At 74.2% G+C, this 14,099-nt stretch carries 12 protein-coding genes and 2 pseudogenes; 9 read left to right on the forward strand and 5 right to left on the reverse strand.

Annotated elements, in window-relative coordinates; translation table 11 throughout:
- Window positions 1-356 (forward strand): annotated as a pseudogene (locus tag MPTA5024_RS41675) (hypothetical protein); the annotation flags it as partial.
- 65 nt (window positions 357-421) lie between these two features.
- Here MPTA5024_RS41675 and MPTA5024_RS37670 read toward each other — a convergent pair.
- Window positions 422-1,183, reverse strand: a complete 762-nt coding sequence (locus MPTA5024_RS37670) for an SDR family oxidoreductase (protein ID WP_036333257.1) — start codon at window positions 1,181-1,183, stop codon at window positions 422-424.
- 97 nt (window positions 1,184-1,280) lie between these two features.
- Between MPTA5024_RS37670 and MPTA5024_RS37675 the strand changes: the two genes are divergently transcribed.
- The 3 genes from MPTA5024_RS37675 (at window position 1,281) to MPTA5024_RS37685 (ending at window position 3,492) form a co-directional block, all read left to right on the forward strand.
- The gene (locus MPTA5024_RS37675) at window positions 1,281-2,153 is read left to right on the forward strand and encodes a sigma-70 family RNA polymerase sigma factor (RefSeq protein ID WP_036333258.1); all 873 of its coding nucleotides are present in this window, start codon (window positions 1,281-1,283) and stop codon (window positions 2,151-2,153) included.
- 165 nt (window positions 2,154-2,318) lie between these two features.
- A complete protein-coding gene (locus tag MPTA5024_RS37680) occupies window positions 2,319-2,843 on the forward strand; it encodes a class I SAM-dependent methyltransferase (protein WP_084370334.1) in 525 nt (174 codons plus the stop codon).
- A gap of 52 nt (window positions 2,844-2,895) precedes the next feature.
- Window positions 2,896-3,492 (forward strand): class I SAM-dependent methyltransferase, encoded by a 597-nt coding sequence (locus MPTA5024_RS37685; RefSeq protein WP_036333259.1) that lies wholly within the window; start codon window positions 2,896-2,898, stop codon window positions 3,490-3,492.
- 75 nt (window positions 3,493-3,567) lie between these two features.
- Here the strand turns inward: MPTA5024_RS37685 and MPTA5024_RS37690 are convergent, their stop codons facing one another.
- A complete protein-coding gene (locus MPTA5024_RS37690; RefSeq protein ID WP_198167657.1) occupies window positions 3,568-5,361 on the reverse strand; it encodes a GDSL-type esterase/lipase family protein in 1,794 nt (597 codons plus the stop codon).
- A gap of 219 nt (window positions 5,362-5,580) precedes the next feature.
- Here MPTA5024_RS37690 and MPTA5024_RS37695 point away from each other — a divergent pair, with 219 nt between their 5' ends.
- On the forward strand, window positions 5,581-6,777 hold the full coding sequence (locus MPTA5024_RS37695; protein ID WP_036333262.1) for a golvesin C-terminal-like domain-containing protein: 1,197 nt from the start codon (window positions 5,581-5,583) through the stop codon (window positions 6,775-6,777).
- A 149-nt stretch (window positions 6,778-6,926) separates the two neighbouring features.
- Complete coding sequence (locus MPTA5024_RS40475; protein ID WP_084370335.1) at window positions 6,927-7,736, forward strand: CHAP domain-containing protein; 810 nt, start codon at window positions 6,927-6,929, stop codon at window positions 7,734-7,736.
- An 86-nt stretch (window positions 7,737-7,822) separates the two neighbouring features.
- Here MPTA5024_RS40475 and MPTA5024_RS44565 read toward each other — a convergent pair.
- The 3 genes and pseudogenes from MPTA5024_RS44565 to MPTA5024_RS37710 form a co-directional block, all read right to left on the reverse strand.
- Window positions 7,823-8,986 (reverse strand): annotated as a pseudogene (locus tag MPTA5024_RS44565) (sensor histidine kinase); the annotation flags it as partial.
- On the reverse strand, window positions 8,983-9,660 hold the full coding sequence (locus MPTA5024_RS37705) for a LuxR C-terminal-related transcriptional regulator (protein WP_036333264.1): 678 nt from the start codon (window positions 9,658-9,660) through the stop codon (window positions 8,983-8,985). The gene MPTA5024_RS37705 and the pseudogene MPTA5024_RS44565, both read right to left, overlap by 4 nt.
- Before the next feature lie 194 nt (window positions 9,661-9,854).
- Window positions 9,855-11,909, reverse strand: a complete 2,055-nt coding sequence (locus MPTA5024_RS37710) for an alpha-galactosidase (RefSeq protein ID WP_036333266.1) — start codon at window positions 11,907-11,909, stop codon at window positions 9,855-9,857.
- A 225-nt stretch (window positions 11,910-12,134) separates the two neighbouring features.
- Here MPTA5024_RS37710 and MPTA5024_RS41680 point away from each other — a divergent pair, with 225 nt between their 5' ends.
- The 3 genes from MPTA5024_RS41680 to MPTA5024_RS37720 all read left to right on the forward strand — a co-directional run.
- Window positions 12,135-12,290, forward strand: a complete 156-nt coding sequence (locus MPTA5024_RS41680; RefSeq protein ID WP_157099945.1) for a hypothetical protein — start codon at window positions 12,135-12,137, stop codon at window positions 12,288-12,290.
- A gap of 56 nt (window positions 12,291-12,346) precedes the next feature.
- Window positions 12,347-13,315, forward strand: a complete 969-nt coding sequence (locus tag MPTA5024_RS37715) for an MvdC/MvdD family ATP grasp protein (protein WP_036333268.1) — start codon at window positions 12,347-12,349, stop codon at window positions 13,313-13,315.
- On the forward strand, window positions 13,312-14,099 hold a 788-nt coding region (locus tag MPTA5024_RS37720; RefSeq protein WP_157099957.1), incomplete at its 3' end, for a TIGR04500 family putative peptide maturation system protein. The genes MPTA5024_RS37715 and MPTA5024_RS37720, both read left to right, overlap by 4 nt.

Raw genomic sequence — 14,099 nt, forward strand, 5'->3', positions numbered from 1 at the left:
ACCTGCCCGCCGAGGCGCGCCGCGCCGACGTGTTCGACGCCGGCGGGCTGCGGGAGGTGCTCGGCGGACGCCGTCCCGGCGTGGTCGTCACCGACGTGCCGTACGGCGAGCAGACGTCCTGGCTCGGACCGGACGGCGAGAGCGGCGCCGCGGGCATGCTCCGCACGCTGGGCGCGGTGCTGCCCGAGGGCGCCGTGATCGCGGTGGCGGTCAGGGGCCGCCGGCCGCCGCGCGCCGACGGCGCCGACGGTCTGGTCCCGCGCGGATCATTCAAAATCGGCACGAGGACCGTCGCCCTGTTCCAGACGGCGGCCGCAGGCCCCCGGGACGGGGACGGCCGCCGAACCGCGCCGTGAGCGCCCACGCCGCGCCGCCACCGCGGGAGCAGGGGGCTTCGCCGCGGGGGCGGCCGCGGGAGCGGTCACCGGAGGCGCTCGGCCAGGAACTCCTCCCAGGTCCGCCCCCCCAGATCGGCGCCTTCGAGGGACAGGTTCCCCCCGGCCCGGTAGACGCGGCCGGCCTTCCCCGGCATCCGCACCGGCAGCGTGGGACGCCGGCGGCCGGCGGCCGCGAGGTAGCCGCGCACCAGGTCGCCCAGGCCGTACACCCGGGGCCCGGCGAGGTCGGGCACGAGACCGGACGGCTCGCCGAGCGTCAGGCCGACGAGCCGGTCGGCCACGTCGCGCGCGTCGACCGGCTGGAAGCGGAGGCCGCCGGGGACGGGCACCACGGGCAGCCTGGCCATCTGCCGCACCACCTTCAGGACCAGGTCGTGGAACTGGGCGGCCCGCAGCGTCGTCCACGGCAGGCCGGACGCGGCCACGGCCTGCTCCGCGCCCAGCTTGGCGCGGAAGTAGCCCAGCGGGACGCGGTCCGCGCCGATGACCGAGATGTACACCAGGTGCCGGACGCCGGCCCGCGACGCCGCCCGCACGAGGTTCCGGGTGGCCTCGTCGTCGCCCTTCGGGCCGCCCGCCAGGTGGACGATCACCTCCGCGCCGTCCACGGCCGGCTCGACCCCCGCGCCCGTGAGCAGGTCGCCGGTCACGTGGTCCACGCCGTCCCCGGAATCGCGGGCCCGGCGGCTGAGCACCCGGACCGCGTGTCCGGCGTCCCGCAGGGCCGGCACGACGAGACGCCCGAGGGTGCCCGTGCCCCCGGTGACCAGAACGAGCGATGTCATATGTCCTCCTTCGGACCGGGAGCCGCGCCCTCGGTCACATCCGCCGGATTCGGTGGGTCTACCGCTGGGACACCGCGCGGGAAAGGAATGTGACGACGTGGACGAGCGCGATCGGCTGGCGGAGCGTTTCGAGGAGCACCGGGCGCGGCTGCGCGCGGTGGCCTACCGGATGCTGGGCTCGTCGAGCGAGGCGGACGACGCCGTGCAGGACGCCTGGCTGCGCGTCAGCCGCGCCGGAGACGGCGGCGTGGACGACCTCGGCGCCTGGCTGACCACGGTGGTGGCCCGCGTGTGCCTGAACATGCTGCGCACGCGCGCGCACCGGCGTGAGGACCCGCTCGACGGGCGGCCTGATCCGATGGCGGGCGGCGGCGACCCGGAGCAGGAGGCCGTCCTGGCCGACTCGGTGGGCCTGGCTCTGCTGGTCGTGCTCGACACGCTGACGCCGTCCGAGCGGATCGCCTTCGTGCTGCACGACATGTTCGCGGTGCCGTTCGACGAGATCGGCCCGATGATCGAACGGTCCCCGGCCGCGGCGCGCCAGCTCGCGAGCCGAGCCCGCCGCCGGGTCCGCGGGGAGCCGGCGGTGCCCGACGCCGACCTCGTCCGGCAGCGGCGGGTCGTGGACGCCTTCCTGGCCGCGTCCCGCGGCGGCGACTTCGAGGCCCTCGTGGCCCTGCTCCACCCCGAGGTGGCGCTGCACGCCGACGCGGCGGTCGGGCCGACCCCGGCGCCGGTCGTGCTCCGCGGCGCGCGGTCGGTCGCGAAGGGCGCGTTCCTCGCCTCCACGCGGGCCAGGTTCACCCAGCCGGCGCTGGTGAACGGCTCGGTCGGTCTCGTGATGGCGCCGCGGGGAAGGCTCTCCCTGGCCCTGGGCTTCGCGATCGCGGACGGCCGGATCACGGCGATCGACATCATCGCCGATCCGGACCGGCTCCGCGGCCTGGACCTCGCCGTGCTCGACGCGTGACCGGGGCCGTGGCTCCTGTGAAGGTGGAACTAGGGTGTGGCATGTGACGCCCACTCACCTGGCCGCCCATCCGGTCTCGCCGGCGCCGCTCACTGCCGGCGCGCGGCGCGGCCTCCTGCCCGGGGCGCCGTACGCCGCGCCCGGGACGACGGAAGGGAGCGTCGCATGACGACCGTCCGCGCCGGTGACGTCGACTATGACGCCCACGGTCACGGGTACGCCGTCCAGCGCAGGACCGATCCGCGGATCGCTGCCCGGGTCCACGCGGCGATCGGGGAGGGCCGCAGCCTGATCAACGTCGGCGCGGGCGCCGGGTCGTACGAGCCCGACGACCGCTACGTCGTGGCCGTCGAGCCCTCGGCGGTCATGCGGGCGCAGCGCCCGGCGCACCGGGTGCCCGCGCTCGACGCCGCCGCCGAGCGCCTGCCGTTCGACGACGGCGCGTTCGACGCGGCGCTGGCCTCGATCACCGTGCACCAGTGGGCGGACCCGGACAGGGGGCTGAGCGAGCTGCGCCGCGTCACCCGCGGCCCGGTCGTCGTGCTCACCTTCGACGGCGACGCGCTCGACCTGATCTGGCTGGCCGAGTACGTGCCCGAGCTGATCGCCGCCGAGCGCCGCCGGTTCGGCCACCTGCGCGGGCAGCCGGAGTTCCGCGGATCCCTCCGCCTCGTCGTCGGCCTCCCGTGAGCGCGCCCGTCCCCCTGCCCTTCACCCCACTCGCCGCACGAGGAGGCACGGCATGAACGAGCGATCCCTCGACGAGACCAGGGCCTTCTTCGCGGCCAAGGCGGCCACCTGGGAGGAGAAGTACCCGGACGACGGCCCGGCCTTCGCCGCGGCCGTCGCCGGCCTCGCCCTCCCGGCGGGCGGCGTGGCCCTGGACGCCGGGTGCGGCACCGGCCGCGCCTTCCTCCCGCTGCGCGCCGCCGTCGGCCCGTCCGGGCACGTCGTGGGCGTCGACGTCACGCCGGAGATGATCTGGTCGGCCCGCGACCGCGGCCGGGGCGCCCACGGGGCCCTGCTGATCGCCGACGTCGGACGGCTCCCGCTCTGCGACGGCGTGGCCGACGGCGTGCTGGCGTCGGGGTTGATCTCGCACGTCCCGCAGCCGGCCGAGGTGCTGGCCGAACTCGCCCGGGTGACCCGCCCCGGGGGCAGGCTGGCGCTGTTCCACCCGGTCGGCCGCGCCGTCCTGGCGGCGCGGCGCGGCCGCACGCTCACCCCCGACGACGTGCGCGCGGAGCCCAACCTCCGCCCCCTGCTGGAGGCCGCGGGCTGGGCCCTGCTCGCGTTCCACGACGGCGACGACCGCTACCTGGCCCTCGCCGGCAGATGACCCCGTACGACGGTCGCCCGCCGGGACGGCGCGACGCCGGGCGGCTCGGAGGACCACCCGGCGTCGTGCGATCGCCTACGGCCAGGTGCTCCTGACGAGGTCGGCCAGCCGGCGGCCCTCCTCGGCGTAGCCCGCGACCGTGGGGTGGTAGGACTCCTTGTCCGGCGGCCAGGACAGCGGGAGCCCGTTGGCGTAGGGGCTGCCGGCGCAGAAGTCGTGACCCTTGAACGCGTCCTCGACGTCCAGGACCGAGACCCCCGCGACGGCGGCCGCGGCCTTGATGACGGCGTTGAGACGCGACCACGTGCCCCGGATGCGCTTCAGCGTGGTGTCGCTGATCACGTCGATGACACCGAGGGACAGCCCGCAGTAGAACGGCCCGGTCTCGGGGAAGATCTGCGGGTAGGTCAGCACCACGACGTGCGCCTTGGGGGCCGCGATTCGCACCGCGTCGTAGGTGGCGACCAGCGTCCACTCGAAGTCGTCGATGAACGCGTCGGCCTTGTCGAGCTCGGCGCCGAAACAGGAGTTGATGGTGGGCGAGCCCATGCAGCGGTTCAGGATGCCGGCGAAGTCGACGTCGTTGCCGCCGAGGGTGAGGGTGACCAGCCGGGTCTTCGCGCCGAGGGGGCTGGAACCGCCCGTCTGGTCGATCTGCGGCGGGTGGCCCTTGAAGACCTGCGTCAGGACGCCGGTCCTGGCCTCCGAACAGGCGAGGATCACCGGCTTGGCGCCGCCCAGCCAGGTGGGCAGGCCGCTGTTCGCGGCCACCATCGAGTACGTCTTGTCCGAGCGGTCGCAGTTGTCGCCGGAGAAGCCGGAGTGGTCGTAGGTGCCGAGGCCGGCGGCGTAGGAGTCGCCGAGCGCGACGAACGGCACGGAGGTGTCGACGGCGGGCGGCTGGGCCGAGTCGCAGTGCGGGACACCCGGTGAGAAGCCGTCCGTGCCCTGCTGAGGCGTGGAGACGAACCAGTCGTAGACCCACCGGTTGTCGCCGATCTTGTCCCACGTCCTGCTGGTGAGGCCGTCGTACGGGTCGGCGCCGCCGTTGTTGACCTGGCAGATCACGCTGACCGCGGCACCCTCGCGGAGGGTGGCGACGACGTGGCCGGTCTCCGGCCGGCTCTGCACCGACAGGCTCCCGTCCGTGCCCTGGATCCGGTACCCCGTAGGGCCCGGGGTCTGGGTGGCCGAGCAGTGCGGGATGCCCGGCGAGTATCCGTCCGCGCCCTGGGGCGGCGTGGAGACGAACCAGTCGTAGACCCACCGGTTGTCGCCGATCCTGTCCCAGGTCCTGCTGGTGAGGCCGTCGTACGGGTCGGCGCCGCCGTCGTTGACCTGGCAGACGACCTGCACCGGGTCGCCCTCCCGCAGGGACCCGACGACGTGGTCGACGGCCGGCCGGCCCTGGACGGTGAGCGTGCCGTCGGTGCCCTGGACGTGGTACCCGCCGCCCGGGCTCCCGGTCGTGGGGGAGCAGTGCCGCACGCCGGGGGAGAATCCGTCGGCGCCCTGGGGCGGGGTGGTGACGAAGTGGTCGTACACCCATCCGCCGCCCGCGACCAGGTCCCAGGTGCGGCTGGCGAGACCGTCGTCGGGGTCGGCGCCGCCGTTGTTGATCTGGCAGACCACCGCCACGGCGTCGCCCTCGCGCAGCCAGCGGACGGGGTCGCCCACCTTCGGGTCGCGCTGGACGGCCAGAGTCCCGTCCGTGCCGTCGACGTGGTAGGTCTGCGTGGGAGGCACGCACTGGCCGGTGACGTCGTCGGGAACGCAGGCCAGTGCGGGTGTCCCGGCCGCGACGACCAGGCCTCCCGCGGCCAGCGCGGCCGCGCAGGCGACGCGCGCGACCAGCCTCAGCAGCAGCATGGAGCACCTCTTCCTGCCGGCCGTGCGGCCCTGGCGGGCCGGGGGGAACGCGGCCGGCGCCCCGAGTGTCCCGGCCCCGCGGATCGGCGTCATGTCAGGCAAAGGCACTCGAAACATGTCCTGGCTTTACGCCACATGTCGCGTCATCACCTGACATGACGGGAGCTGATCGACGGCCCAAGACTCATCGGTGACCGACGTGATCGATTGGAGTCGCCCATGCCGCGATCGTCCGGACCCGCCGCCACGCGGGTGATCCTGCTCGCCGTCGCGACGCTCCTGCTGCTCGCCGGCTATCCGGGATCGGTGTCCTCCGCCGCGGCCCGCGCCGTCCCCGCGAGGGCCGTGGCCACCCCCGTCACCGGGCACGCCCGGCTGGCCGGCGACGACTACCCGTACGCCACTTTGGGCCAGTTCGAGCAGATGGGGCCCACGGACCCGTGGAACGAGTTCTACGGCCAGTGCGACTCGTTCGCCGCCTGGAAGGTGTACGAGAACCTGGGCGGGCTCACCAGGGCCAACCCCGACCGGATCCCCGTCTCCGGCTTCACGCCGCCCGACGCGAACCGCAGCCCCGTCTGGGGCACGGCCCGCCCGACGGGACGGTCGAACTGGGGCGACGCGAGGGACTGGGGGCGGGTCGCGCCGGGCTACGGCTACGCCGTGGACGGAACCCCGCGCCCGGGCTCGATCGCCTGGTGGAGCGACCAGGGCACGGGAATGGCCCTGGGCCACGTCGGCTACGTCACCGACGTCTACCCGGACGGCACCATCCTCGTCGAGTCGTACAACCTCCGGGAGAACGGCCAGTACTCGACCGTCCACCTCGGCCCGGGGGGAACCGACGACACGAGCTTCCACCTGCCGGCCTTCCACGTGGTCTGGCCCACCGGGTTCATCCACATCGGCGACGGCGCGTTCCAGACCGTCCAGCCGCCCGCCCCGGTCCCCGCGGTGGCGTTCCACTACCCCCGCAACGTGTACGGCCCGGGCGACGGGAGCGGCTTCTCGCTGGCCGGGGCGGCCTACCCGGGCAGCGACCACGGCTGGTACACCCGCACCGGGCACGGCGAGATCGGCCAGATGAGGTGGACCAACACCCATGCGGGCGCGGCCGACTCGACCGCCAGGTGGAGCCCGCCGCTCCGGGCCGGCGCGTGCTACGCCGTCGACGCGCTGATACCCGACAGCTACTCCAACGCCCCAGCGGCGACGTACCTGGTCAGCGGCGCGGCCGGCACCGCGACGGCCCACGTCGACCAGAACGCCTTCACCGATCAGTGGGCGCGGGTGGGCGTCTACCAGGCCGGACCCGACGGCCGGCTCAGCGTGACCCTCACCGACCAGAGCCCGGCCGGCGACTACGTCGCGGCCGACGCCATGCGCTTCGTCCTCCAGACGGCCTGCCCGTCCTGACTCCGCCGGCGCCGGCCGGGCCCACCACCGGCGCTGTGCCGTCCCATCCCGGCTCCGCGCCGCGGCGCCGGCGCCGGTGACGCGCACCGCGCCCGCGCATCCCCCGCGACCCTCCGTCGCGGGGTCCCCCTCCGAAGAAAGGCTGCCCCATGTCCCGTACCAGGTGGACACGTCTGCTCGCGACGACGGCCGGCGTGCTGACCGCCGCGATCGTCCCCGTCCTGGCGCCGCACGCCGCGTCGGCCGCGTGCGTCACGGATCCCTACAGCGGAGTCTGCGTGAGCCCGGTCACCTACAAGGTGTTCTCGACCGACGGCACCCTCGCCGTGCAGAAGACCCCGAAGGTGGACAACGTCGTCCGCTGGCTGAAGGAGGGGGACAGCGTCGGCGTCGTCTGCCAGATCAACAACGGCGGCACCGATCCCTACGACAACATGACCAGCCACACCTGGGACTACATCTCCACCGCGGCCGGCACCGGCTGGGTGTACGACCACTTCATCACCACCCCCGCGCAGGGGACCGACGGCTGGTCACCCGGCGTGCGGCACTGCGCTTCCGGCGGAGGCTCCACCTCCAGCCTCAACCCGAACAACTACCCCTGGCCCGCCGTGGACGGATGGGTGGCCGACGGGCACGGCTACTACGAGGGCGAGTGCGTGTCGTTCGCCGCCTGGGCGATCCGCTCCGACGGCATGCCGCACAGCAAGTCGCCCGACTGGCTCGGCGACGCCGACATGTGGACCGGCGCGTACGTGGACACCTCGCCCCACGCCGGTGACATCGCCCAGTGGTACGACAAGGTGAACGGGGCCGGCGACAAGGGCCACGTGGCCTACGTCGCGGCGGTCAACTCGGACGGCACCATCAAGGTGTACGAGTACAACTGGGGCCCGATGCACCGGCTGAACATCCGGACGATCCCCGCCGGCGCCCCGAGCCGGTACCTACACTTCTGACGCCGCGGATTCCGGCGCCGTGCGGCCGGGCCGGTCTCCGGCCCGGCCGCACGGCGCCCGCAGTTCGACGAACGTCCGGCGCCCGGAGCGCTGTCGACGAGGGCGTGCCCTCCCACCTCGCGCATCCGGCGGCCGATGGACTCCCGCAGGCCCATCCCCCCGGCCGCCTCGCCCGGTGAGAAGCCGCGGCCCCGGTCGTGGACGGTGACCACGACCTCGGCGCCGTGGAGGTGGACGCGCATGGTGGCGGCGGAGACCCCGGAGTGCTTGGCCACGTTGGTCAGCGCCTCGTTCGCCGCGTCGACGAGCGCGGCCGCCCGGTCCGGCGGCAGCAGGTCCGGCCACGTGTCCACGTCGCGTACGGAGGCGCTGTTGAGATCGACCCGCAGCCCGGTCCGCGCCTTGTCCCTGACCAGCCGCTGCAGGCCGGCCGGCAGGTCGCCGCCGTCGCCGTCGTGGACGCCCTCCACCAGTGCCCTCAGCCAGGCGGCCTCTCCCGCGATGTGGGCGCGGAAGGCCTCGTCGGAGACCCAATCGCCCCGCGCGAGCGTCTCCAGCGTCTGGAGCACCCGGTCGTGCAGGATGCGGGCGTGCCGGGCGCGCTCCCGTTCCCGGGCGAGCGCGTCGGCGCGTTCGACGGCGTCGACGCGGCTGCGGTCGAGGTCGGTCCCGCTGCGGCGCAGGTACCTGGCCGCCGCCCAGCCCACGGTCGTGTTGGCGAGGTAGCTGACGGCGTTCGGCACGACGTTCCAGAAGGGGTCGTGAAGGAGGACGGTCGCCGCGGCGACATACCCGGCGCACAGGAGCAGCGTCGCGGCGATCACCGCGGCGAGGCGGCGGTATCCGAAGCCGACGGCCACCGAGGTGACGACCGTGAAGGGATACATGAAGTAGATCCACGTGTGCCCGTCCCCCGGGGCGGTGAGCGCCGCGCACAGGAACAGCCCCGCGGTACAGAAGACCACGTCGGCGCTGATGAGCCAGGAGGGGATGGCGCGGCGGCGCACGCAGACCGCGATCACCGCGAGGCTCTCGGCGAACACGGCCGCCGCCAGCGCGAGCACCGGGACGGGACGCGGGTAGCGGGAGCCGTCGAGTACCACCGCCACCGCGACCTGGCTGAGACCGTAGAGGCGGTACAGGGACAGCGCGAGGACGAGGGCCGACTCGGCTCGCGCCGCCCCGGATACCGGCGTGGACACGAGGCCCTGCCCGGGGAAGCCGTCCGGCGCGCGGGGCGGGGAGGTCATACCGGTCCCGTTCCCCCTAATCGCTCCAGCGCGGCCCGCGTGAGCTGGGCCTTGTTGCCGATCTGGAGCTTGGCCCGGATGCGCTCCACGTAGGTCTCCACGGTCGCCTTGCTCACCCCCATGCGGGTCGCCACCTGGGCGTGGGTGAACCCGCTCGCGATCAGGTTCAGCGTCTCCTCCTCGCGGGCCGACAGCTCCGCCTGGCGCGCCCCGGAGGGCTGCCGCCCCTTGACCGGCCCGGCGGCCGCGGACGGACCGAGCTCGGCCTGGAGGATGTCCGCCAGGGGGGCCGAGAGCGCGAAACCCCCGGCGGCGACCGTCTCGACGGCGGCGACGAACATCGCGTCGTCGGCGTGCTTGGTGATGTAGCCGGAGGCGCCGGCCCGGATTGCGCCCATCACGTCCTTCGGCTGCCCGGACGCCGACATCACCAGCACACGGGAGCTCCCGGCCAGCCGCGCCACCGCGTCGAGGCAGGGCGCCCCGCCGTCGTGGTACAGGTCGAGCACGATGACGTCGAAATCCGCCGCGGGCTCGGCGGCCTCCATGGCGGCGGCCAGCTCGCCGATGGACCCGGCGGCGGCCACGACCTTCACGCGACCCGTCTCGTGGAGGAGATGCTCCACGCCCCGCCGGGCGATCGGATGATCGTCCACCACCCCTACCCGGATCATGTCCTGCTCCGTCGGATCGGTCTGTGAAGATCGAAGGCCGGAAGTATTCTCACCCGCGGCGTCGTGATCCGGAAGAGTCATGGCGCGGCGCACTCCTTACTAAGGGTCTCGACCGGCACGCGGTCGAATAGCTCAGTATGCGAGAGCGCAACCGGCCCGCGCGTCGGGTGAACACCCCACACCGCGACCCCGCGTCAGAGGCGGACGGCCTCGACGAGGAACGCGGTGCCGGGGCTGTCGGCGAGGAGCGGAGCGGCGAGCCCGATGACGGCGAGGGCCCGGCCGCCGAGCCGCACCCCTCCGGACGCCCATTCCGGCCAGACGCCGGGCGGTCCGGACACGACGCCGGGGACGGCGGAGACGGCGTACTCGGCGTCCGGGTCGAGCCCGGGCAGCCGCATCCGCGCGGGACGCCCGGACGCCGAGGTCTCCAGTTGGACGTAGGCGAACACGGCGTGCCCGCGGCCGGGGGAGACGACGCCGTGGACCCAGGCCGCGGGGTCCGGGTGGTCCACCCGCACCACCTCGCCGCCGTGCAGCAGCGGGCGCAGCCTCTTGTGTAGGGCGACCCACTCGGCGAGCGCGGCGCGCTCGGCGGGGGTCCACGCGGTGATGTCCGCCTCGATGCCGGCGTGGCCGAACAGCGCGGTGGCGGCGCGGAACCCGAGGCCGGTGACCCGGCCGGTGATGTGCGCCCGCTCCGACCCGACGTGGGTGCCCATCAGCTCGTACGGGATCAGCAGGCCGGTCCACCGCTGGATCCGCTGCCGCTCGAACGGGTCCATCGTGTCGGAGGCCCAGATCCGGTCGGTGCGCTCGAGGACGCCGAGGTCGGCCCGGCCGCCTCCCGACGAGCACGACTCGATCTCCAGGTGCGGGAAGCGGCCGCGCAGGTCGTCCAGGAGCCGGTAGACGGCCTCGGTCTGCGCGTGCGTGCCCGGGATCCCGTCGTGGACGGCCTCCGCCAGGTCGCGGTTGTGGTCCCACTTGACGTAGTCGACGCCGTACTCGCCGACGAGCGCGCCGATCCGCTCCAGGAGGTACGCGTAGACCTCCGGCCGGGCCAGGTCGAGGGTGTGCTGGTGGCGCCGGGGACGCGGCAGCCGCCCGGGATCGGCCAGCAGCCAGTCGGGGTGGGCCCTGACCAGGTCGGAGTCGGGGTTGGACATCTCGGGCTCGAACCACAGCCCGAACTGCATGCCGTGCTCCCGCACCCGCCGCACCAGGGCGTGCAGCCCGTCCGGCCAGACGGTCTCGTCCACGTACCAGTCGCCCAGGCCCGCGTGGTCGTCGCGGCGGTGCCGGAACCAGCCGTCGTCCACCACGAACCGCTCCGCGCCGACCTCGGCGGCCGCGTCGGCGAGCGCGAGCAGCCGGTCCTCGCGGTGGTCGAAGTAGACGGCCTCCCAGGTGTTCATCGTCACCGGCCGCGGCGACCCCGGATGGCCGCCGCGGGCGCGCAGCATCGCGTGCAGCCGCCGGCTCAGGCCGTCGAGACCGGTGTCCGAGGTGGCGAAGTAGACCCACGGCGTCCGGTACGACCCGCCCTCGCCCAGCCGCACCTCACCGGGCGCGAGCAGTTCGGCGCCGGCGAGCACCGTGTCCCCCTCGGGGAGCCGTTCGACGTGGTGGACGTGGTCGCCGCTCCAGGCCACGTGCACGGCCCAGACCTCGCCCGTGCGGAACCCGAACCCGGGGGTGCCGACCACGAGCGGGCCCGCGTCGAACCCGGTGCGGCCGCGCCGGTTCTCCCGCGACCACACGCCCCGCCGGAGCGGCGCCCGTTGGGGGTGGCGCTCCCGCGCCCACCGGCCGGTGAAGTCGAGCACCTCGGCCGCCTCGGCCGGCACGGGCATCAGGCAGGCCAGCCGGTCGAGGGTGTACGGCGAGGTCGCCGTGTTGACCACCTCGTGCCGCATCCGCAGCACGCCCTGTCCGGTGAGCTCGATTTCGGTCCGCAGGTCCAGCCCCGCGCCGGGGTCCGTGGCGCGCGCCTCGACGCGGCGGCCGTCCATCGCGACGGGCTCGGCCAGGGTGAACCGGGGCGGCCGCCAGGCGCCGTCGCGGTGCCCCGCCAGCACGGGACGTCCGTACCAGCCGTCGCCCTGGCTGGGCACGAGGTCCTGGGCGGGGGCCGGAGGGAGGTCCGTGAGCGGTCCCGGGCTGGCGCCCCAGTGCAGGACCCGGGGCGGGCGCGGCCCGGCGACGTCGAGGACCAGGGCCACGCCCTCCGCGGAAAGAACGATCACACAGAACTCCAGCGCCGGCGTCCACGATCACTGCCCGTACGAGTGAATCATCCCGCAGCGCGGGATCGCGCACGAGGCGGGACCCGGGGGACGGGGCCCGTGCGCAGCGGGTCAACCGGACTCCAAGTCGCGTACGAGTGGGGGCCAAGTGCGGGCTGACACCGTCGTCCTCGTCGCCGCACGACGGCGACGCGATCGGCAAGAAATCCAGAGAGGAGCACTTTCGTGCGCAAGAACATTCAGATCGTCGACCTGCCCGAGGCCGCCGTGGAGCTGGACGGCGACCAGCTCGACATCGTCGCCGGCGCCCAGCGCCCCGAGTCCGGCTTCGTCTGCAGCGCCCTCAACGGGTCGAGCAGCGGCGACTGCTGGGACATGTGATCCGGGGGTACGGCCGGGCTCCCGCCCGGCCGTACCCGGTGGGAAGGGACGCCACAATGCTGTTGATCATCAGTGACCCGCGGGACGACTCGGTGCGCATGGTCGTGCGCCGCCTCGCGGAGCGCGACGTGCCGTTTCTGTGGTGGGACGAGGCGGATTTCCCGGAGCGGACCCTCATCGGCACCCGCCTGTCCGGGGAGGGCTGGCGGCAGTCGCTGACGCACGGGGGAACGACCTACGACCTCGCCGAGGTCACCGCGGTCTGGCACCGGCGTCCCAACCCGCCGTCGGCGCCGTCCGTCGCCGACCAGAGCCAGCGGGCGTACGCGGAGCAGATGGCCCGCCAGATGCTCCACGGCGTCTACGAGCTGATGCCCGCCGAGCGCTGGATGCCGGCCCGCCCCAAGGACCTGGCCCGCGTGGACAACAAGCTGCTCCACCTGCGCCGGGCCGTCGAGCTGGGGTTCACGGTGCCGGACACGGTGATCGGCAACGATCCCGGGGACCTCGTGCCCGCCTGGCGGCGCTCGGGCGGACGGCTGATCTCCAAGGCCCTCGACTTCCGCCCGTTCTTCATCGACGGCGAGGTCCACCACGTCTACACCACCAAGATCGAGCGCAGGGACCTGGCCGGGCGGCACCGCGTGCGGCACTGCCCGGTGATCCTGCAGCCCAACCTGGCCAAGGCCGTCGAGCTGCGGGTCACCGTCGTGGGGGACCGCGTCTTCAGCGCCGAGATCGACTCCCAGTCGTCACGTCTGACCAGCCAGGACTGGCGCCACTACGAGGACCTCGGCGTGGCGTACCGGCCGCATCCCCTGCCCGCGGAGGTCGAGAAGCGCTGCCTGCGGCTGGTCGGCTCGCTCGGGCTCAGCTACGGGGCCGTCGACCTCATCCTCACCCCGGACGGCGAGTACGTGTTCCTCGAGCTCAACGTCAGCGGCCAGTGGGCGTTCGTCGAGCTGCGCGCCGGGCTGCCGATCGGGGACGCGATCGCCGGCTGGCTCACCGAAGGAAGATCATGATGACAGACGTCTTCGGCGGCGACCTCGCGTCCGCCGTACGGCTCCTGCGCACGCTGCCCCGGCGCAGACAGGACGTCGGGCAGGCCGAGCGGCAGGTGCGGGCCTGGTCGGCCGCGCGACCCGCCCTGGCGGCCGAGCTCGTCGTGGACGAGCCGCCGGGCACCGGGCAGGTCGGGTACGACCTGCTGCTGGCCCACCCCGAGGGCGGCACGGTGGCGATCTCCGCCCAGACCGAGGACGGCGTGCCGTGGCTCGTCGACCACTCGACCCACTGGGCGGCCGGGCAGGTCGTGAGCGTGGACGGCATCGGGCTGTCCGTGCCCGCCGCCCTGTACGCCCTCCGCGCACTGGGCGCCCGCGACCGCACGGTGCACGAGCAGCTCGCGGACTACCGGATCCTGCTGTCGGAGATCGACGGCGACAAGGAGCCGGTGGGCGACGCCGAGCTGCGGGAGGCCATGGACGACTTCCGGCGCCGCCGCGGCCTGTTCAGCCGGGAGCGCACGCTCCGATGGCTGGAGGAGATCGGGCTGCCCGAGGACGCCTTCGCCGGCTTCATGGAGACGACGGCCCGGATGAACCGGGTCCGCGCGCGGTTCGCCGGCGAGCCCGCCAGGGCCTACCTCCGCGAGCACGCCGACGAGCTGGCGCACGCGCGGGCGGCCTGGGTCACCGGGCGGGACCGCGCGGTGATCGAGGAGATCGCCGGCGCGGACACGGCCGCCGGCCTGCTCGACCGCGCGGGACGCGCCCTGGAGGAGCGGCCCGGGCGGCTGCGCCTCAC

Origin of the sequence: Microbispora sp. ATCC PTA-5024 (assembly GCF_000511135.2) — a bacterium.
GTDB classification, from domain to species: Bacteria; Actinomycetota; Actinomycetes; order Streptosporangiales; family Streptosporangiaceae; genus Microbispora; species Microbispora corallina.

Excerpts from the sequence above, each read along its gene's own strand:
- MPTA5024_RS37695 (WP_036333262.1), top strand. The coding sequence starts at position 5,581 with ATGCCGCGATCGTCCGGACCCGCCGCCACGCGGGTGATCCTGCTCGCC.
- MPTA5024_RS37715 (WP_036333268.1), top strand. The coding sequence starts at position 12,347 with ATGCTGTTGATCATCAGTGACCCGCGGGACGACTCGGTGCGCATGGTC.
- MPTA5024_RS37705 (WP_036333264.1), bottom strand. The coding sequence starts at position 9,660 with ATGATCCGGGTAGGGGTGGTGGACGATCATCCGATCGCCCGGCGGGGC.
- MPTA5024_RS37670 (WP_036333257.1), bottom strand. The coding sequence starts at position 1,183 with ATGACATCGCTCGTTCTGGTCACCGGGGGCACGGGCACCCTCGGGCGT.
- MPTA5024_RS40475 (WP_084370335.1), top strand. The coding sequence starts at position 6,927 with ATGTCCCGTACCAGGTGGACACGTCTGCTCGCGACGACGGCCGGCGTG.
- MPTA5024_RS37685 (WP_036333259.1), top strand. The coding sequence starts at position 2,896 with ATGAACGAGCGATCCCTCGACGAGACCAGGGCCTTCTTCGCGGCCAAG.
- MPTA5024_RS37680 (WP_084370334.1), top strand. The coding sequence starts at position 2,319 with ATGACGACCGTCCGCGCCGGTGACGTCGACTATGACGCCCACGGTCAC.
- MPTA5024_RS37690 (WP_198167657.1), bottom strand. The coding sequence starts at position 5,361 with ATGCTGCTGCTGAGGCTGGTCGCGCGCGTCGCCTGCGCGGCCGCGCTG.